Below are 14,749 nucleotides of genomic sequence, written 5' to 3' on the forward strand. Positions count from 1 at the left end.
CACTTAGAATTTGTCCGTCAAATAAAACACGGCGTTCTGTTTCGGGAACAGCGCCTGCAGGATATGAGTTTGCCCCGCGTGAGGCTCAGGCGCGCCTTCCTCTCTGCTCTTTGCCTCATAACCGAAGAGGAGATAAGTGATCAGACTCCGTTCATCCATCTTGATGGAAACATCGGGAAATGAAGAAATTTCCTCGGAAATGACAAGCCGCTGCTGGCGGTAGTCCAGGAATATGGTATCCTCTCCGCACTGCAGCGCAATAAGCATCTCTTGACCGGCCATGAAGTCATCACGGTTTAGACGCTCCTCTAATTCTGCCTGGAGCTTGTGGAACGTCGAGTACAGGCGGAGCATTTTCCACATGGTCAAATGAATGGGTACAGGCTGTGCCTGATGCTGGTGGAAATAGGAATGCAGCTTATGGTCGTCCGGCAGCATCGCTAGTATTTGCTTGGCATTTGGACGAAGCTGGCAGAGAGCGTGAAACAAGTGTTCAACACCGTCCCCTGCTTCATCGAGATAAATGAATTCATTCATAAATACCTGCTCCGAATCCTTCTTTTCAATGATGCCGTAGGCTGCAATGCGATCCTCTTTTTTGAGCAGCAGACAGTCCCCCTTCTTCCATTCCGGCCAGCGTATCAGATCCTTCCAATAGGACTCACTGCGAACCACGCTATAGGTGCGATTCTCATTAAATTGCTCATACAACGAAGAGATCTCCTCAAGATAACGAGGCTCGAAGGGAATGATTTCGTAGTTCTCTGTCTGCTCCCGGGGCGGTGGCGGCTGAATAGCGTAAGCCGTTTGTGGTATAAGTCTCCATCCCGCCTTCTCATAGAATGCATGCTTACTGGCCAAAAGAAAGCTTAGATCGTACTGGGCTTCTTTCATGTATTGGGTCTGGGCATCCAGAATCCTGTGGGTGAGTCCCATCCCGCGATAGTTGGGATCTGCAGCGACGCTGCCTATGGCGCCTGTATGCAGGACGGCCTTACCGACCCGGATCGCAAGCGGAAAGATCTGAACATTAGCCGCGACCTGGCCGTCGACCGTTGCAAACCATGTGGTGTCCGGATGATAGGTGCTGTCAAGCTCCAATCTTTCCTGAAAAAAGGCACGGCCTGCAGAAAAGCATTGGTCCAAAATATCAAAAATAGCATCGAGCTGTTCCCGGGTAGGCTGGTTCGTTACGACAATGCTTCTGCCAGGTTCTTTCGTCATCACTGATTCCCTCCTGAGCCATCAAGGTAACTTCTGAAAAATACTTTCTAATAAAGAGCTTAATATTGAAATAAAATTTCGTCAATGAAATCGGGCATTATATTTTTTAAATTCGTTGACATTTGTAAGCGCTTTTTTTAATATATAAATATGTAATGTCATTTTATATTTAATTTAAAGATCTGGAGTTAGGCTTCAAGGCAGAAGTTTTAGGGAGGTAGATTATGGAGACCAAAGTGAAGGTGAGCCTGCGGGACAGCCTGGTTGGCTATTCCTTTGTACTGCCGGCTGTCATCGGATATGTGCTGTTCATGGCCTATCCGCTGTTCCGCTCCTTATATTTAAGCTTTATGGACTGGAACATGTTCAAAGGGGCGTCAGGCTCTACATTCGTCGGGCTGGAAAACTACGGAGATGTATTTCAGAACGAATACTTTCGCATCGGCTTTGTGAACAACATTCTGCTGGTCGCGATGGCGGTTCCCGTGCTGCTGATCCTGTCGCTTGTGATTGCCGCCTTCTTGAATACGAAAATCTTGGGGCGGGGCTTGCTGCGGGCGATGTATTTCGTGCCCTACATCACAACGATCACAGCGGCGGCGCTGGTGTTCTCGGCGCTGTTCCATCCGGAGTACGGTCCTGTCAATGGGGTTCTGCGTTCTCTGGGCGTGGAAGCACTGCCGGGCTGGGCTACGAGTGTAAAGTGGGCGCTGCCCACGATTGCCTTGTTCTGGATCTGGAAAAATATCGGGTACTGCATCGTCATCTATCTGGCAGGCCTGCAGGGAATATCAAGTACATATTATGAAGCCGCCTCAATAGATGGAGCGAGCCGGCTGCAGCAATTTTTGCGGATTACGGTTCCGATGATCTCGCCGACCACCTTCTTCCTGGTCATTACGTCGATCATTTCCTCCTTTCAAATCTTCGCAGAGGTTATGGTTATGACACAGGGCGGGCCCGGTACGGCCTCGGTGACGATGGTGTATCACATCTACGATACCGCCTTCAAGCAATATGAGATGGGCTATGCGTCTGCCGTTTCCTGGGTGTTCTTCGTGCTTGTGGTCATCATCACGATGGTGCAGTGGATCGGTCAGAAGGCGTGGGTCAAATACACTTAACGTGAGGGGGTGGCAGCAGTGGTTCAACGTTTCACCATGGTATCCGGACTGATTCGTACCGTACTGCTTGCTATATTGGGCATCGTGATGGTATTTCCGCTGGCCTGGATGATCTCCGCTTCCTTCAAGTATGAGAGCGAAGTCTTCCAGATGCCGATTGTGTGGATTCCGGAAACCTTAAATACAAGCAACTATGTCGCAGCGGTGACTGAATTCCCGTTCGCACACTGGTATATGAACACCGCGCTGGTTACGGTGTACATCGTCTTCTTCGTCCTGTTCGTGAGCACACTGGCAGGCTATGCTTTTGCGAAGCTGGATTTTGCCGGCCGGAATATCATTTTCTTTCTCTTCATCGCCACGATGATGATTCCGGTGGAGGTTCGGATTATCCCGCAGTTTATGATTTTTAAGTCTCTGGGGCTGATTAACAACGTACTGAGCGTAGCGCTGCCATGGATGTTCAATGCGTTTTCCATCTTCCTGATGCGTCAGTTCTTCACCTCGATTCCGAATGATCTCATCCATGCCGCTAGAATCGACGGCTGTAACGAGTACACCACCTTCCTGAGAATCATTCTGCCGCTTGCGAAGTCCCAGATTACGGCGCTGTTCATTCTGGCGTTTACGTGGGGCTGGAATGAGTACTTCAGCGCTTTGATCTACATTAATGATCCGCTGAAGCAGGTGCTCAGTGTCGGAATTGCAAGCTTCAAGGGACAGTACTCTACGAATTTTGCGGTCCAGATGGCAGGAGCAACGCTGGCGTTGATTCCGATCATCGTGGTGTATCTGTTTGCACAGAAGCATTTTGTAGAAGGGGTTGCGTTGTCCGGCGTCAAGGGATAGCTCCTGTGCGGGCTCGGCGGCTGCCGTCTTGTGCAGTGAACTTATAATGAAATAAAAAGGGGATGTTCAATGTGAGAACTACGATGCTCAAGCTTCTTTGTCTGATGCTGGTGCTGACCTCAGTTGTAGCCTGCAGCAGCGGCTCGGAGGAGGGCAAGACCCAGGGAAGCGGTGCGAAGGGAACGGATGGGAAAGAACCTGTCAAGATGGTCATTCATCTGAACGGCATCGACGAGGATATCAAGATGAAGAAGGCGATGGAGGAAATCCAGAAGCTGGACAAGTACAGCCATGTGACGTTTGATTTCCACGGGAGAGAAGCGGATTTCCTGACCTCTGTGCCGATTGCGATCGCCTCGGGGGCCCAGGTGGATATTATCGTGGTGGCGAATCCGATGATTCAGCAGCAGTGGGCGGATGCCGGCACGATTGTACCGCTTGACGAGCTGTCCAAGTCGATCGGGGTGGATTTTAAAGAAGAGTTCGGCCCGTATGCAGACAACGCCAGCAACAATGGCGAGCTGTTCATAGTGCCGCATAACATTACAAGATGGGCGCTGTATTATAACAAATCGCTCTTTGATCAGGCGGGTGTACCTTATCCGGATGCAAAAGTGCCAATGACCTGGGATCAATACCGCGAGGTGGCCAAAAAGCTGACGACAGGGGAAGGGGCAGCCAAGAAATATGGCGCATTCTACCTGCCGTGGGGCACCTTCTGGTATGGCGATGCGATCATGGCACTGGGCGGCGGCGAGCAGTTCTATACCGCTGAAGGGCTGTCCAATATCGAGGACCCTGTGTTTACAAGATCCATGGAACGAATCTATAATATGATGCATGTCGATCAGAGTATGCCGACCCATGCCAATACCGTAACATCCAAGATCGATCCTCCGGCCTTTATGAATGGCCAGTACGGTATGAATATCCAGGGTGGCTGGGTGCTGCCATGGGCTGCAGATAAAGAGAAGTTCCCTCGCGATTGGAAGCTCGGCGTCGCTCCGCTTCCGGTAGACAGCGGCGAGAAGACCAAAACCTGGGGCATCGTAAACGGTTTCGGTATCTCGCCAACCTCGGCCAATCCGGAGCTTGCGCTGGACATTGCGATCGAGCTGAGCAGACTGGCCGCAAAGTATGCGGATTCCTCTGAATCCGCAAACCGTACGGTTTCCCAGGATGAGCTGTTCGCGGTATTCGGTGAAGCGCTCGCGGAGGATGATATTACGGTAGAGCAGCTGAAGAGCATTTTTGCGAACGAAGAGACTGAGTTTGTCGGGGAGAAGGTCATGGGTCCAAACAACGTGAAATACGAAAAGGTCATCAACGAGGAGATAGAGAAGTACCTCGTGAAGGAGCAGGACATGCAGCAAACGATTCAGAACATCAAGACCCGGGGTGACAAGACCATCCAGGAAAAGTAAGCTACCGGCAAAAATATCCTATCCAGTGCGGCTTTTCGCACTGGATAGAGGTCTTTATGCCGGGATTTGGAGAGAAGAGGTGAGATGAAAGGTGCGATTTGCTGGGCTGAAGAAATTAAAGAACCTGTCGCTTTTTTACAAATATCTAATTTCCTATGCCTTGTTGCTGATCCTTCCTGTTATCGTCATCGGCCTTTTTTTGAATCATTATATTGTGTCAACGCTTCAAACTCAGGTGCAGCAGTCCAACCGGGCGATGCTTGAGCAGGTGAGGGATACGATGGATGGCCAATTGGCGGAGATGCGAAACATTGCCGTTCAGCTGTCCGTGCGGCGGGAATTTGATCCGGAGCGGCTGAGCAGTATTTATTCCATTTATGAGGCGAAGGACAAGATCAGCCTGTATGCGGAAGCCAATGCGTTCTTCTCGGAGGTCGTGTATAAAGCCAGAAATCAGGACCTTCTGATCTCTTCCAAAAGCACCTATCTGTCCGTCGTGTTCTATAACATGTTTCTGAGCCAGTATCTGACCTATGATCAATACCTGGTTCTGCTGGGGTCGGACGTACCGGCGGTCAATGCCGCGAATGCCAGCCAATCGCTGGAGCATCCGCGCTCGGACCGGTATATCAGCTATGCCGTTCCTGTTCCGGCCTTCGGTTCCACCAGCAAGAACAAGGGCACCCTGCTCTTTCTAATCAAGGAGAAGAAGGTCAAGCAGATGTTCTCCTCCTTCCTGCCTTACCGTAAGAGCAATGTGTACATTCTGGATGCACAGGGACAGCTGGTCGCTTCTCTAGCCGATGCCGAAGGTGTTCCGGAGGGCTTGCTGGATGTAGAGGCGGGAAGCAGTGAAATCCGCAGGCTGGATGACGACCAATATTATGTATCCAAAGTGATCTCGGCTTCCTCCGGCTGGACCTATGTGACCGTTGTGTCGGAGACGGAGCTGATGAAGCCGATTGACCAGGTGCAGCTGAAGGCCGGGATTGCACTGGCCCTTATCCTGTTTGTGGGGTCCAGCATTATTTATATCAATATGAACGTTCACTATCATCCGCTGCGCAAGCTGATTGATGTGGTAGAGAGCAAGCTCCAGCCTGCCCAGGGCGAGAGCCCCTCCGGCGGACTGGAGAAGCTGCGCTCGGCCTTCGATTATATGAGCGATCGCAGCCACACGCTGGAATCCCAGGTGGAGCGCGGACGCCCAGCCCTGCGGCAGCAGCTGCTGAATCAGCTGCTGTCGGGACAGATTCGGGAATGGTCCGCGTTTCAGGAGCAGGGGACTGCGCTTGGCATCACCTTGAAGGCCGATCAATACCGGGTAGTCTGTATCCAGGCTCATCCGGGAGGCGAGATGAGTCTGATCCGGGAACGTCTTCCGGCGTTGTGGAGGTCGATGGTGCCGGAATCCATGGAGCTATACTCCATAGATACGATTCAGCCGGAGCAGTGGATCTGGATTCAGTCCTGCCCGCCGGAATCCGGCGGGGTCGAGAGCTGGAACGAGTGGCATCAGAGGCTGAAGGAAGCGACGGATTTGATGTGGACGATCGGGGTCGGAGAGGCCGTGGACGATCTGACCCTGCTTCCGAAATCGTATATCAGCGCAACGACAGCGCTGCAGTACCGGCTTATTCTGGGAAAAGACCGTGTTATTCTGCCGCATCAGCTGAATCAGGAGCATCAGAAGCTGCCCGTATACTCTGCGCAGCAGTTCCAGACGCTGCCGATGCTGCTGCGTGACCATGATACCGACAAGGTGAAGCAGCATATGAAGCAGCTGCTGGAGCATATTCATAGCAGCAGCTCCTCACTGCTGTCCGCGAAGTACATTTATTTTGATTTGATTAATACCCTGGTGAAGGCTGCGGCCGAGGCTGGAGCGGAGCGGGGAATGTCGGTGGCATACCCTGATGTCATTGCCCTGACCTCCTGCACCTCTTATCAGCAAATGGACGATATCGTCTGGAGCACGTTCGAGCAGATTCGGCCGCTGCTGATGAAGGAAGCGCCAGTAGAGCAGGACCGTATTCTGCTTCAGGAGATGATCGAGCTGCTGCAGCAGAAATATGCCGATCCGCAGTTCAGCATCCAGAGCATGTCCAGTCACTTCTCCCAGTCGATTTCTTCGCTGTCGCGATATTTCAAGGAGCAGACCGGCCAGACGATCTCGGAGCATCTGCATGCCATTCGAATTAACAAGGCCCAACGGCTGCTCATCGACACCGATCTGTCGATTGCCGAAATCGTTCAAAAAATCGGTTACAGCGATCCTTCAAGCTTCATTCGCAAATTTAAGGCCGAGGTTCAGCTGACGCCGGGAGAGTACCGGAAGCGGCTGCAGCAGAATGAAGACAAGAAGTGAGCAGTCCCTCCTTAGGCAGGCCCGAAAACCCTTATCTATCAAGGGTTTTCGGGCTTTTTAAATTTCGCATATCGCTCTGAATTTCGCTGATTGCGCACTTGATCAGGTGGTTGGTATTATAATTTGCATCACGGTGAAAGCGCTTAAAACCACGATCAACATTTTGAAAACGCACGGGAGGGGAATGCTTTGCTGAAGCAATGGAAAAGGCACTATGAACTATACTTGCTGCTGCTTCCTACACTGATTTATTTCGCCATTTTTGAATATGGCCCGATTTATGGCTTACAAATCGCCTTTAAGGATTTCCTGCCATTCAAAGGTATTGCCGACAGTCCATGGGTCGGCTTCGAGAACTTCCAGCGGTTCTTTGAGAACTACAAGTTCTGGGAAATTCTCTTCAATACGCTGACGATCAGCTTGTACGAGCTCGCATTGTTCCCGATTCCGGTCATCCTCGCGCTGCTGATTAATCAGCTGACGAGCCAGCGCTTCAAGAAGCTGGTCCAGACCGTCACGTACGCACCGCACTTTATTTCCACTGTCGTTGTCGTCGGGATGCTGTACCTGTTCCTGTCGCCTAGCAGTGGAGTCATTAACCACATGCTGATGGGCCTCGGCATTGAAAGCCAGTATTTCATGGCCAAAGCGGAATGGTTCGCTTCGATCTTCGTGTGGTCCGGGGTGTGGCAGAACGCAGGCTGGGGCACCATTATTTATCTGGCAGCACTGACGTCCATCAGTCCGGAGCTTCATGAATCCGCTGTCGTGGACGGTGCAAGCAAATTAAAGCGCATCATCCACATTGATTTGCCGGGCATCATGCCTACGGTCATCGTCCTGCTCATTCTAAACATCGGCAGCTTTATGTCCGTCGGCTTCGAGAAGGTATACCTGATGCAGAATCCGCTTAACATCAACTCGGCGGAGATCATTCAGACGTATGTGTACAAGAGTGGCTTGCTCAATGCACAGTACAGCTATTCTGCGGCGATCGGGATGTTCAACTCCGTTGTAAACTGTATTTTGCTGGTCACTGTCAATCTGATTGCCAAACGCTTCGGCAAGGCGAGTCTGTGGTAGGAGGGGAAAAGAAATGGACGTATTAAACAAAAGTAGATCCGACAGGCTGTTTGACTGGTTCAATGTCCTGCTGTTCTGCGGCATCCTGTTCGTGGTCATTTATCCGCTGTATTTCATTATTGTGGCCTCCATCAGCAGCCCGGATCTTGTCAATTCCGGACAGATTCGCTTCCTGCCGAGGGATGTGACCTGGATCGGCTATGAACGGATTTTTAACGATGATGAGATCTGGCGGGGGTACTCGAACTCGATCTTTTATACCTTCTTCGGAACCCTGTTCCGTGTCAGCCTGATCATCACGGGCGGTTACGCCTTGTCACGCAAGGATCTTCCATTCTCCGGGGTGCTGATGATCCTGATCCTGTTCACCATGTTCTTTAACGGCGGACTGATCCCGACGTACCTGCTGGTGAAGGAGCTTGGCATGGTGAACACCATCTGGGCCATGATCGTTCCAGGTGCGGTCAGTGTATATCAGCTCATTATCGTGAGAACCTTCTTCCAGAACACGATTCCGGGCGAGATGCTGGAGGCCGCCATGATGGACGGCTGCGGTAACTTCAAATTTTTCATTCGGATGGTGATTCCGCTGTCTCTGCCGATCATTGCCGTTATGGTGCTGTTCAATGCCGTGGCACTGTGGAATTCCTATTTCCAGGCTCTGATTTATCTGAATGATGCGAGTCTGCATCCGCTGCAGATTGTTCTCCGCAAAATTCTGATCGTCAGCGAAGCCCAGCTGGATATGATCGACAGCTCCAAGGATGCGGTGGAAGAACAGAAGGTAGCAGGCCTGGTCAAATACGGTATGGTCGTGGTGGCAAGTCTGCCGGTGCTTGTGCTGTATCCGTTCCTGCAGCGTTATTTCGTCAAAGGTGTCATGATCGGCTCTGTTAAAGGCTAATAGAGCTTCATGAATATACAAGCTTCATTAGAAATTATACCCAGGAGGTCATGAGAAATGAGAAACAAAAAATGGTCTGCAGGCATGAGCGCCATGCTGGCTGCTGTGCTGCTGCTGAGCGGCTGCTCTAGCTCGGAAAGCACACCGTCGTCATCCGATAAGGATCAGGGCAAGGCCGCAGAGGCAACAGAAATTCAATTTCCGCTGGAGAAGCCGGTTAAGCTGGAGATTCTGGCAAGCACCCCGCCGCAGGTCAAGAAGAACTATAACGAAATGCAGATGTTCAAAGAGCTGAAAGAATTAACGAATGTCGATGTGGAATGGACTCAAGTAGGCTGGGAGCAGTTGGCTGAGAAGAAGAACATCGTTATTGCCAGCGGAGACCTGCCGGACGCATTTTACGGCCGCGGTGTACTGCTGGATCAGGAAATCGTGAAGCTGGGCAGCCAGGGAGCGATTATTCCACTGGAGGATCTCATCGAGCAGCATGCACCTAACCTGAAAAAAGTGTTTGAGCAGCGCCCTGATTTCAAAACCATGCTGACGGCTACAGACGGCCATATCTACTCTCTGCCTACGTTCGTCGAGCGTGATTTCAACGAAATTCCTTCCGTGCTGTTCATTAACAAGAAGTGGCTGGACCAGCTGGGCATGGCTGTCCCGACGACGACAGACGAATTCTATGAAGCTCTGAAAGCGTTCAAGGAAAAAGACCCGAATGGCAACGGCAAGGCAGACGAGGTTCCATTCTCCTTCCTGTTCAACAATGCACAGAACGGCTCGAACTCGCTGGCCGGCTCCTTCGGAATCAAGCAGGACGATCCGCGGAACAACCTGTATGTGGATAACGGCACCGTTAAATATGCTCCGGAGCAGCCGGAATACCAGACATACCTGGAATATTTGAACAAGCTGTTCAAGGAAAACCTGGTAGATCAGGAAGTGTTCACGCATGACCAGAATACGTACCTGACAAAGGTAAGAAGCACGGATGTTCCGATTGGCGCCTTCTTCGGCTATTCCCAACGCAGCGTATTCGGGAACCTGAATGAGGATTATGTGCCGGTTCCTACGCTGAAGGGTCCGGACGGGAAGCAAGGCTGGCTGCGTATGCCAGCTGCAGTTGTTAAAGGATCTTTTGCTATCACAGCTTCGAACGAGCATCCGGAAGTGACGTTGAAGTGGATGGATGCCATGTTTGAAGAAATGCTGAGCTTCCAGTTTGAGATTGGTCCGATCGGTGTGACGGTAAAGGAAAATCCGGATGGTACGTTTGACAAAATGCCGATTCCGGACGGCATGAACTCGGGTGATTTCAAGCACTCCGAAGCGCCAGGTAACGGTGCAACGGTGATCGTGCTGCAGGATGTGGTAGACCGCCTGATCGACGAGCAGGCGGATGAGAAGCGGGAGTACTATGAAATGTACGATCCGTTCGCATCCAAGGATGTCATTCAGGATATGCTATGGTCCGCTGAGGACGGCGAGAAGCTGGCCGCCATCAACCTCGACCTGAACGGTAAAAATGGATACTATGCAAGCACCTTTGCCAAATTTGTCATGAACGGCTTCACCCAGGCCGATTGGGACAATCACCTGGCACAGCTGAAGAAGCTGAAGGTGGATGAATACGTTGCGCTGTATCAGAAGTACTACGATACAGCAAACGGTAAATAATTGAGCTCTGGAGCTGGACCTGGGTATGAACAGGTCCAGCTTTTTATTCAATATGAAGAAGATGAAGGGAGAAATCGCTATGAGTACGCACACGATCGCCAAGTTTCAGCCCGTCAAGCTGGGAGAAGCGAAATTAATTGGAGGGTTCTGGGGAAATCGCGTAGATGATTACATGCACGTCATCAAGAGCATGGAAAGCTCTTTGATGCATCCGGACAATGCTGCGCGCCTGATTAATTTCGGCATTGCTGCCGGAGAGCTGGAAGGAACTTTTCACGACAATGACTGGTCTGATGGCGATTGCTATAAATTTATAGAAGGCTGTGCCAATCAATATGCCGTAACCAAGGATCCGAAGATTCTGGAAATCCTGGACAAGTATATTCCCTGGATCGAAGCCTCCCAGGAGCCGGACGGATACATCAACACCCAGATTCTGCTGACAGACAAGGAGCGGTGGCAGCATCCGGGTCATCACGAGCTGTATAACATCGGGCATTTATTCACGGCAGCCTGCGCACTGTATGAAGCGGCAGGGGATGACCGCCTGCTGAAGGTCGCCGTCCGTTGTGCTGATTACTTGTGCACGGTATTTATGCCGCTGAATGCGGAACTGGGCGACTTCTGCTTCAACCCGAGTCAGATCATGGGACTCGTGGATCTGTATCGTCTGACCGGAACACAGCGTTATTTGGAGCTGGCAGACATTTTCGTGACCATGCGCGGCACGAAGCAGGGCAACGGAGACCAGAATCAGAACCGCATCGCACTGCGTGAGGAATATAAGCCTGTCGGTCATGCGGTAACGGCTTCTTATCTGTACGCCGGGGCCGCGGATGTGTATGCCTATACCCGGGATGAGACCTTGCTGACGGCACTGGAACGAATCTGGAATGATATGATCAGCCGGAGAATTTATATTACAGGCGGCGTATGTCCGATTTATGAAGGGGTGTCCGAGCGGGGAGATCGGGTTCAAGAGGCGTTCGGCGATGAATTCAATTTGCCGAACCGAATCGCGTACAATGAGACCTGTGCGAATATCGCAGCTGCGATGTGGGCACACCGGATGCTGCATGTGACGAACAAGGCTGTATACGGCGACTGGATGGAAAGCATTCTCTACAATGCCGGCATCTCTGGCGGCAGCCTGGACATGACCCGGTACTTCTATGCGAATCCGCTGTCACACCGTGTTCATGAACGCATCAAGCCGACCTTCCGCCAATACGCGCATGCACCGAATGAACGGTTTGTCACGTTTGGCTGCTGGTGCTGTCCGCCGCAGCTGTGGAGAACCTTGACAGGCATGCCGAAGTGGATCTACTCCACCTCCGAGCAAGGGGTAGCGATTAACCTGTTCGCAGGCTGTGAGCTGGACTCCCAGCTGGCGAACGGAGACCCGGTGAAGCTGCGCATGGAAACCCATTACCCGTGGGATCAGGAGGTCAAGATTTACGTTGACCAGGCGCCGGCAGGGGGCATGAAGCTCTCCTTCCGGATCCCGGCGTGGTGCACCGATGCGACCTGCAACGGCCAGCCGATTCAAAGCGGTATTCATGAAGTGACGGTTCAGTCGGGAGAGGAAATCAACATCCAGCTGCCGATGAAGGCGCAGCTGTATCAGGCTAATCCGATGGTCGAGCAGGCGAATGGAATGGTTGCCGTGAAGCGGGGACCGGTCGTCTACTGCCTGGAGGGCTGTGATATTTCCGGGGATGCCACTCTGGATGAGCTGGCACTTCCTACCCAAGCTGTTTTCCAAGAGGTGCCAATTGCCGAGATGCCTTATCATATGGTAGGCTTGCAGACAGAGATGGTGATCCGGCCGAAGGGCGATGCACTGTATCATCCGCTGGTGCAGGATCAGAATCAGACCGTGACGGTAAGGCTGATCCCGTATTTCTCCTGGGCGAACCGGGAGGAAAGTGATATGAGCGTCTGGTTTCCGCGAGCATAATGGTTCCAGCTGAAGCCTGAAGAGGGGCTGCTCCTGAAAGATTTCGATCTCCGGGGAGCAGTCCCTTTATATTGACTGTAATCTGCCGCTCAGAGCGTTCCAAATCCCTCTGCTGAATTTCACCAATTGGGGGTTAGGAAGCTGAAAAGCTTGATATATAAGGGTTTTTGGGACGTCGAGGTTTCGCATATGCCTGGCGATTTTGGCTGATTGCGGGCAGCAGCTGTTGTCTGCTATTGTGATCTCACAACCAGATGTAAGCGCTTCATAAATGACGAGGGTCATGATAGACAAACCATTATTTTGGGAGGTTGTACACATGAGAAAGAAATGGCTGGTCCCCTGTGTAAGCGTAATGGCTGCAATGTCGCTGTTCATCGGCGGGTGTTCGGGAGGAGGCAGCACACCGACGGCTGCGGAGAAACCTAAGACTCAGGGGGAAACGCCGAACGCGAATGCGAATGCAGAGGACAAATTCAAGTTTCCACTGGCGGAGCCGGTGAAGCTAAAGGTTCTGGCCAATACGGCGCCGCAGGTCAAGAAGGACTACAATGAAATGCAGATGTTCAAAGAGCTGAATGAGATGACCAATGTAGACGTGGAATGGACTCAGGTAGGCTGGGAGCATCTGGCGGAGAAGAAAAACATTATTATCGCGAGCGGCGATCTGCCGGACGTATTTTACGGACGGGGTGTGCTGCTGGATCAGGAGATCGTCAAGCTGGGCAGTCAGGGTGCTCTGATTCCACTGGAGGGCATGATTGAGCAGTATGCGCCTAATCTGCAGAAGGTGTTCGAGCAGCGTCCGGAGTTCAAGAAGATGCTTACCGCACCGGACGGTCATATTTACACGCTTCCGACCTTTGTCGAAAGAGATTTCAATGAAATTGGATCTGTCCTGTTCATTAACAAGAAATGGCTGGATCAGCTCGGACTGTCTATGCCAGAGACAATTGATGACTTCTATAAGGTCTTGAAAGCGTTTAAAGAGAAGGATCCGAACGGAAACGGCAAGCCGGATGAGGTTCCATTCTCCTTCCTCTTTAACAATGCCCAGAATGGGGCGAATGCTCTGGCAGGCTCTTTTGGCATCAAGCTGGATGATCCGCGCAACAATCTGTATGTGGACAACGGCACTGTGAAGTATGCGCCGGAGCAGCCGGAGTACGAGAACTACATGCAGTATATGAACAAGCTGTTCAAAGAGAAGCTGATTGATCCGGAGGTCTTTACTCATGACCAGAACACGTATCTGACGAAGGTGCGCAGTGAGGATGTTCCGATCGGTTCATTCTTCACCTACTCCAACCAAGGAGCATTTGGCACGTTCAATGAGGATTATGTTCCTGTGCTGCCGCTGAAGGGCGCCAACGGCGAGCAAGGCTGGCTGCGGATGCCGGTATCGCTCAGCAAGGGAGCATTCGCTATTACGTCCAATAACAAACACCCGGAAGTAACGCTGAAATGGATGGACACGATGTATGAAGAAAAGCTGAGCTTCCAGTTCGAGGTAGGACCGATTGGTTTGACCGTGAAGGAGAATCCGGACGGTACCTTTGACAAGCAGCCGGTTCCGGAAGGCATGAATTCCGGTGACTTTAAGCACTCGGAGGCCCCGGGCAACGGCGCTGCGGTAATGGTGCTGAAGGATATGGTAGATCGACTGATTGATGATCAGGCGGATGAGAAGCGGGAGCATTACAAGATGTATATGCCGTTTGCATCTACTGAGCTCATTCACGATATGCTGTGGTCTGCTGAAGACGGCGAGACGCTTGCTGCCATTAACCTGGATCTGAATGGCAAGAACGGCTACTATGCCAGCACCTTTGCCAAATTCGTTATGAACGGCTTCAGCGATGCCGATTGGGATAAACACCTGGCTCAGCTGAAGAAGCTGAGAGTGGATGAGTATGTAGCTCTTTATCAGAAATACTATGATGCAGCAAACGGGAAATAAATCTTTACATCAAGCTGATCCCGTATTTCTCCTGGGCGAACCGGGAGGAAAGTGATATGAGCGTCTGGTTCCTGAGAGCATAATGGTTCCCGCCGAAGCCTGAAGAGGGGCTGCTCCCGAAAGATTTCAAATCTCCGGGGAGCAGTCCCTTTATATTGCCTGTAATTTGCCCCTTA

Annotated in this window: 11 protein-coding genes; 10 read left to right on the forward strand and 1 reads right to left on the reverse strand. The window is 51.6% G+C overall.

Annotated elements, in window-relative coordinates; all coding sequences use genetic code 11:
• Positions 1–3: 3 nt before the first annotated feature.
• Positions 4–1,224 carry a GNAT family N-acetyltransferase gene (locus E6C60_RS01160; protein ID WP_138224084.1) on the reverse strand — a complete coding sequence of 407 codons (1,221 nt, stop codon included), beginning with the start codon at positions 1,222–1,224 and terminating at the stop codon, positions 4–6.
• Between the two features lie 224 nt (positions 1,225–1,448).
• Between E6C60_RS01160 and E6C60_RS01165 the strand changes: the two genes are divergently transcribed.
• The 10 genes from E6C60_RS01165 (at position 1,449) to E6C60_RS21520 (ending at position 14,656) form a co-directional block, all read left to right on the forward strand.
• Positions 1,449–2,348: a carbohydrate ABC transporter permease gene (locus tag E6C60_RS01165; RefSeq protein ID WP_138224085.1), complete on the forward strand. Its 900-nt coding sequence runs from the start codon at positions 1,449–1,451 to the stop codon at positions 2,346–2,348.
• 18 nt (positions 2,349–2,366) lie between these two features.
• On the forward strand, positions 2,367–3,197 hold the full coding sequence (locus E6C60_RS01170; protein WP_233281091.1) for a carbohydrate ABC transporter permease: 831 nt from the start codon (positions 2,367–2,369) through the stop codon (positions 3,195–3,197).
• 71 nt (positions 3,198–3,268) lie between these two features.
• Positions 3,269–4,621, forward strand: coding sequence for an ABC transporter substrate-binding protein (locus tag E6C60_RS01175; RefSeq protein ID WP_175415126.1), 1,353 nt, complete (start codon positions 3,269–3,271; stop codon positions 4,619–4,621).
• Between the two features lie 199 nt (positions 4,622–4,820).
• Entirely contained in the window at positions 4,821–6,989 is a 2,169-nt protein-coding gene (locus E6C60_RS01180) for a helix-turn-helix domain-containing protein (RefSeq protein WP_217496363.1), read from the forward strand.
• 189 nt (positions 6,990–7,178) lie between these two features.
• The gene (locus E6C60_RS01185) at positions 7,179–8,072 is read left to right on the forward strand and encodes an ABC transporter permease (RefSeq protein ID WP_138224088.1); all 894 of its coding nucleotides are present in this window, start codon (positions 7,179–7,181) and stop codon (positions 8,070–8,072) included.
• 13 nt (positions 8,073–8,085) lie between these two features.
• Positions 8,086–8,976, forward strand: coding sequence for a carbohydrate ABC transporter permease (locus tag E6C60_RS01190; protein WP_138224089.1), 891 nt, complete (start codon positions 8,086–8,088; stop codon positions 8,974–8,976).
• 57 nt (positions 8,977–9,033) lie between these two features.
• Positions 9,034–10,653: an extracellular solute-binding protein gene (locus tag E6C60_RS01195; protein WP_138224090.1), complete on the forward strand. Its 1,620-nt coding sequence runs from the start codon at positions 9,034–9,036 to the stop codon at positions 10,651–10,653.
• A gap of 52 nt (positions 10,654–10,705) precedes the next feature.
• Entirely contained in the window at positions 10,706–12,613 is a 1,908-nt protein-coding gene (locus E6C60_RS01200; protein ID WP_217496364.1) for a glycoside hydrolase family 127 protein, read from the forward strand.
• 319 nt (positions 12,614–12,932) lie between these two features.
• Complete coding sequence (locus E6C60_RS01205; protein ID WP_175415129.1) at positions 12,933–14,573, forward strand: extracellular solute-binding protein; 1,641 nt, start codon at positions 12,933–12,935, stop codon at positions 14,571–14,573.
• 8 nt (positions 14,574–14,581) lie between these two features.
• Positions 14,582–14,656 carry a hypothetical protein gene (locus E6C60_RS21520; protein ID WP_407669144.1) on the forward strand — a complete coding sequence of 25 codons (75 nt, stop codon included), beginning with the start codon at positions 14,582–14,584 and terminating at the stop codon, positions 14,654–14,656.
• Positions 14,657–14,749: the final 93 nt, after the last annotated feature.

Source organism: Paenibacillus algicola (genome assembly GCF_005577435.1).
Classification (GTDB): Bacteria; Bacillota; Bacilli; order Paenibacillales; family Paenibacillaceae; genus Paenibacillus_AQ; species Paenibacillus_AQ algicola.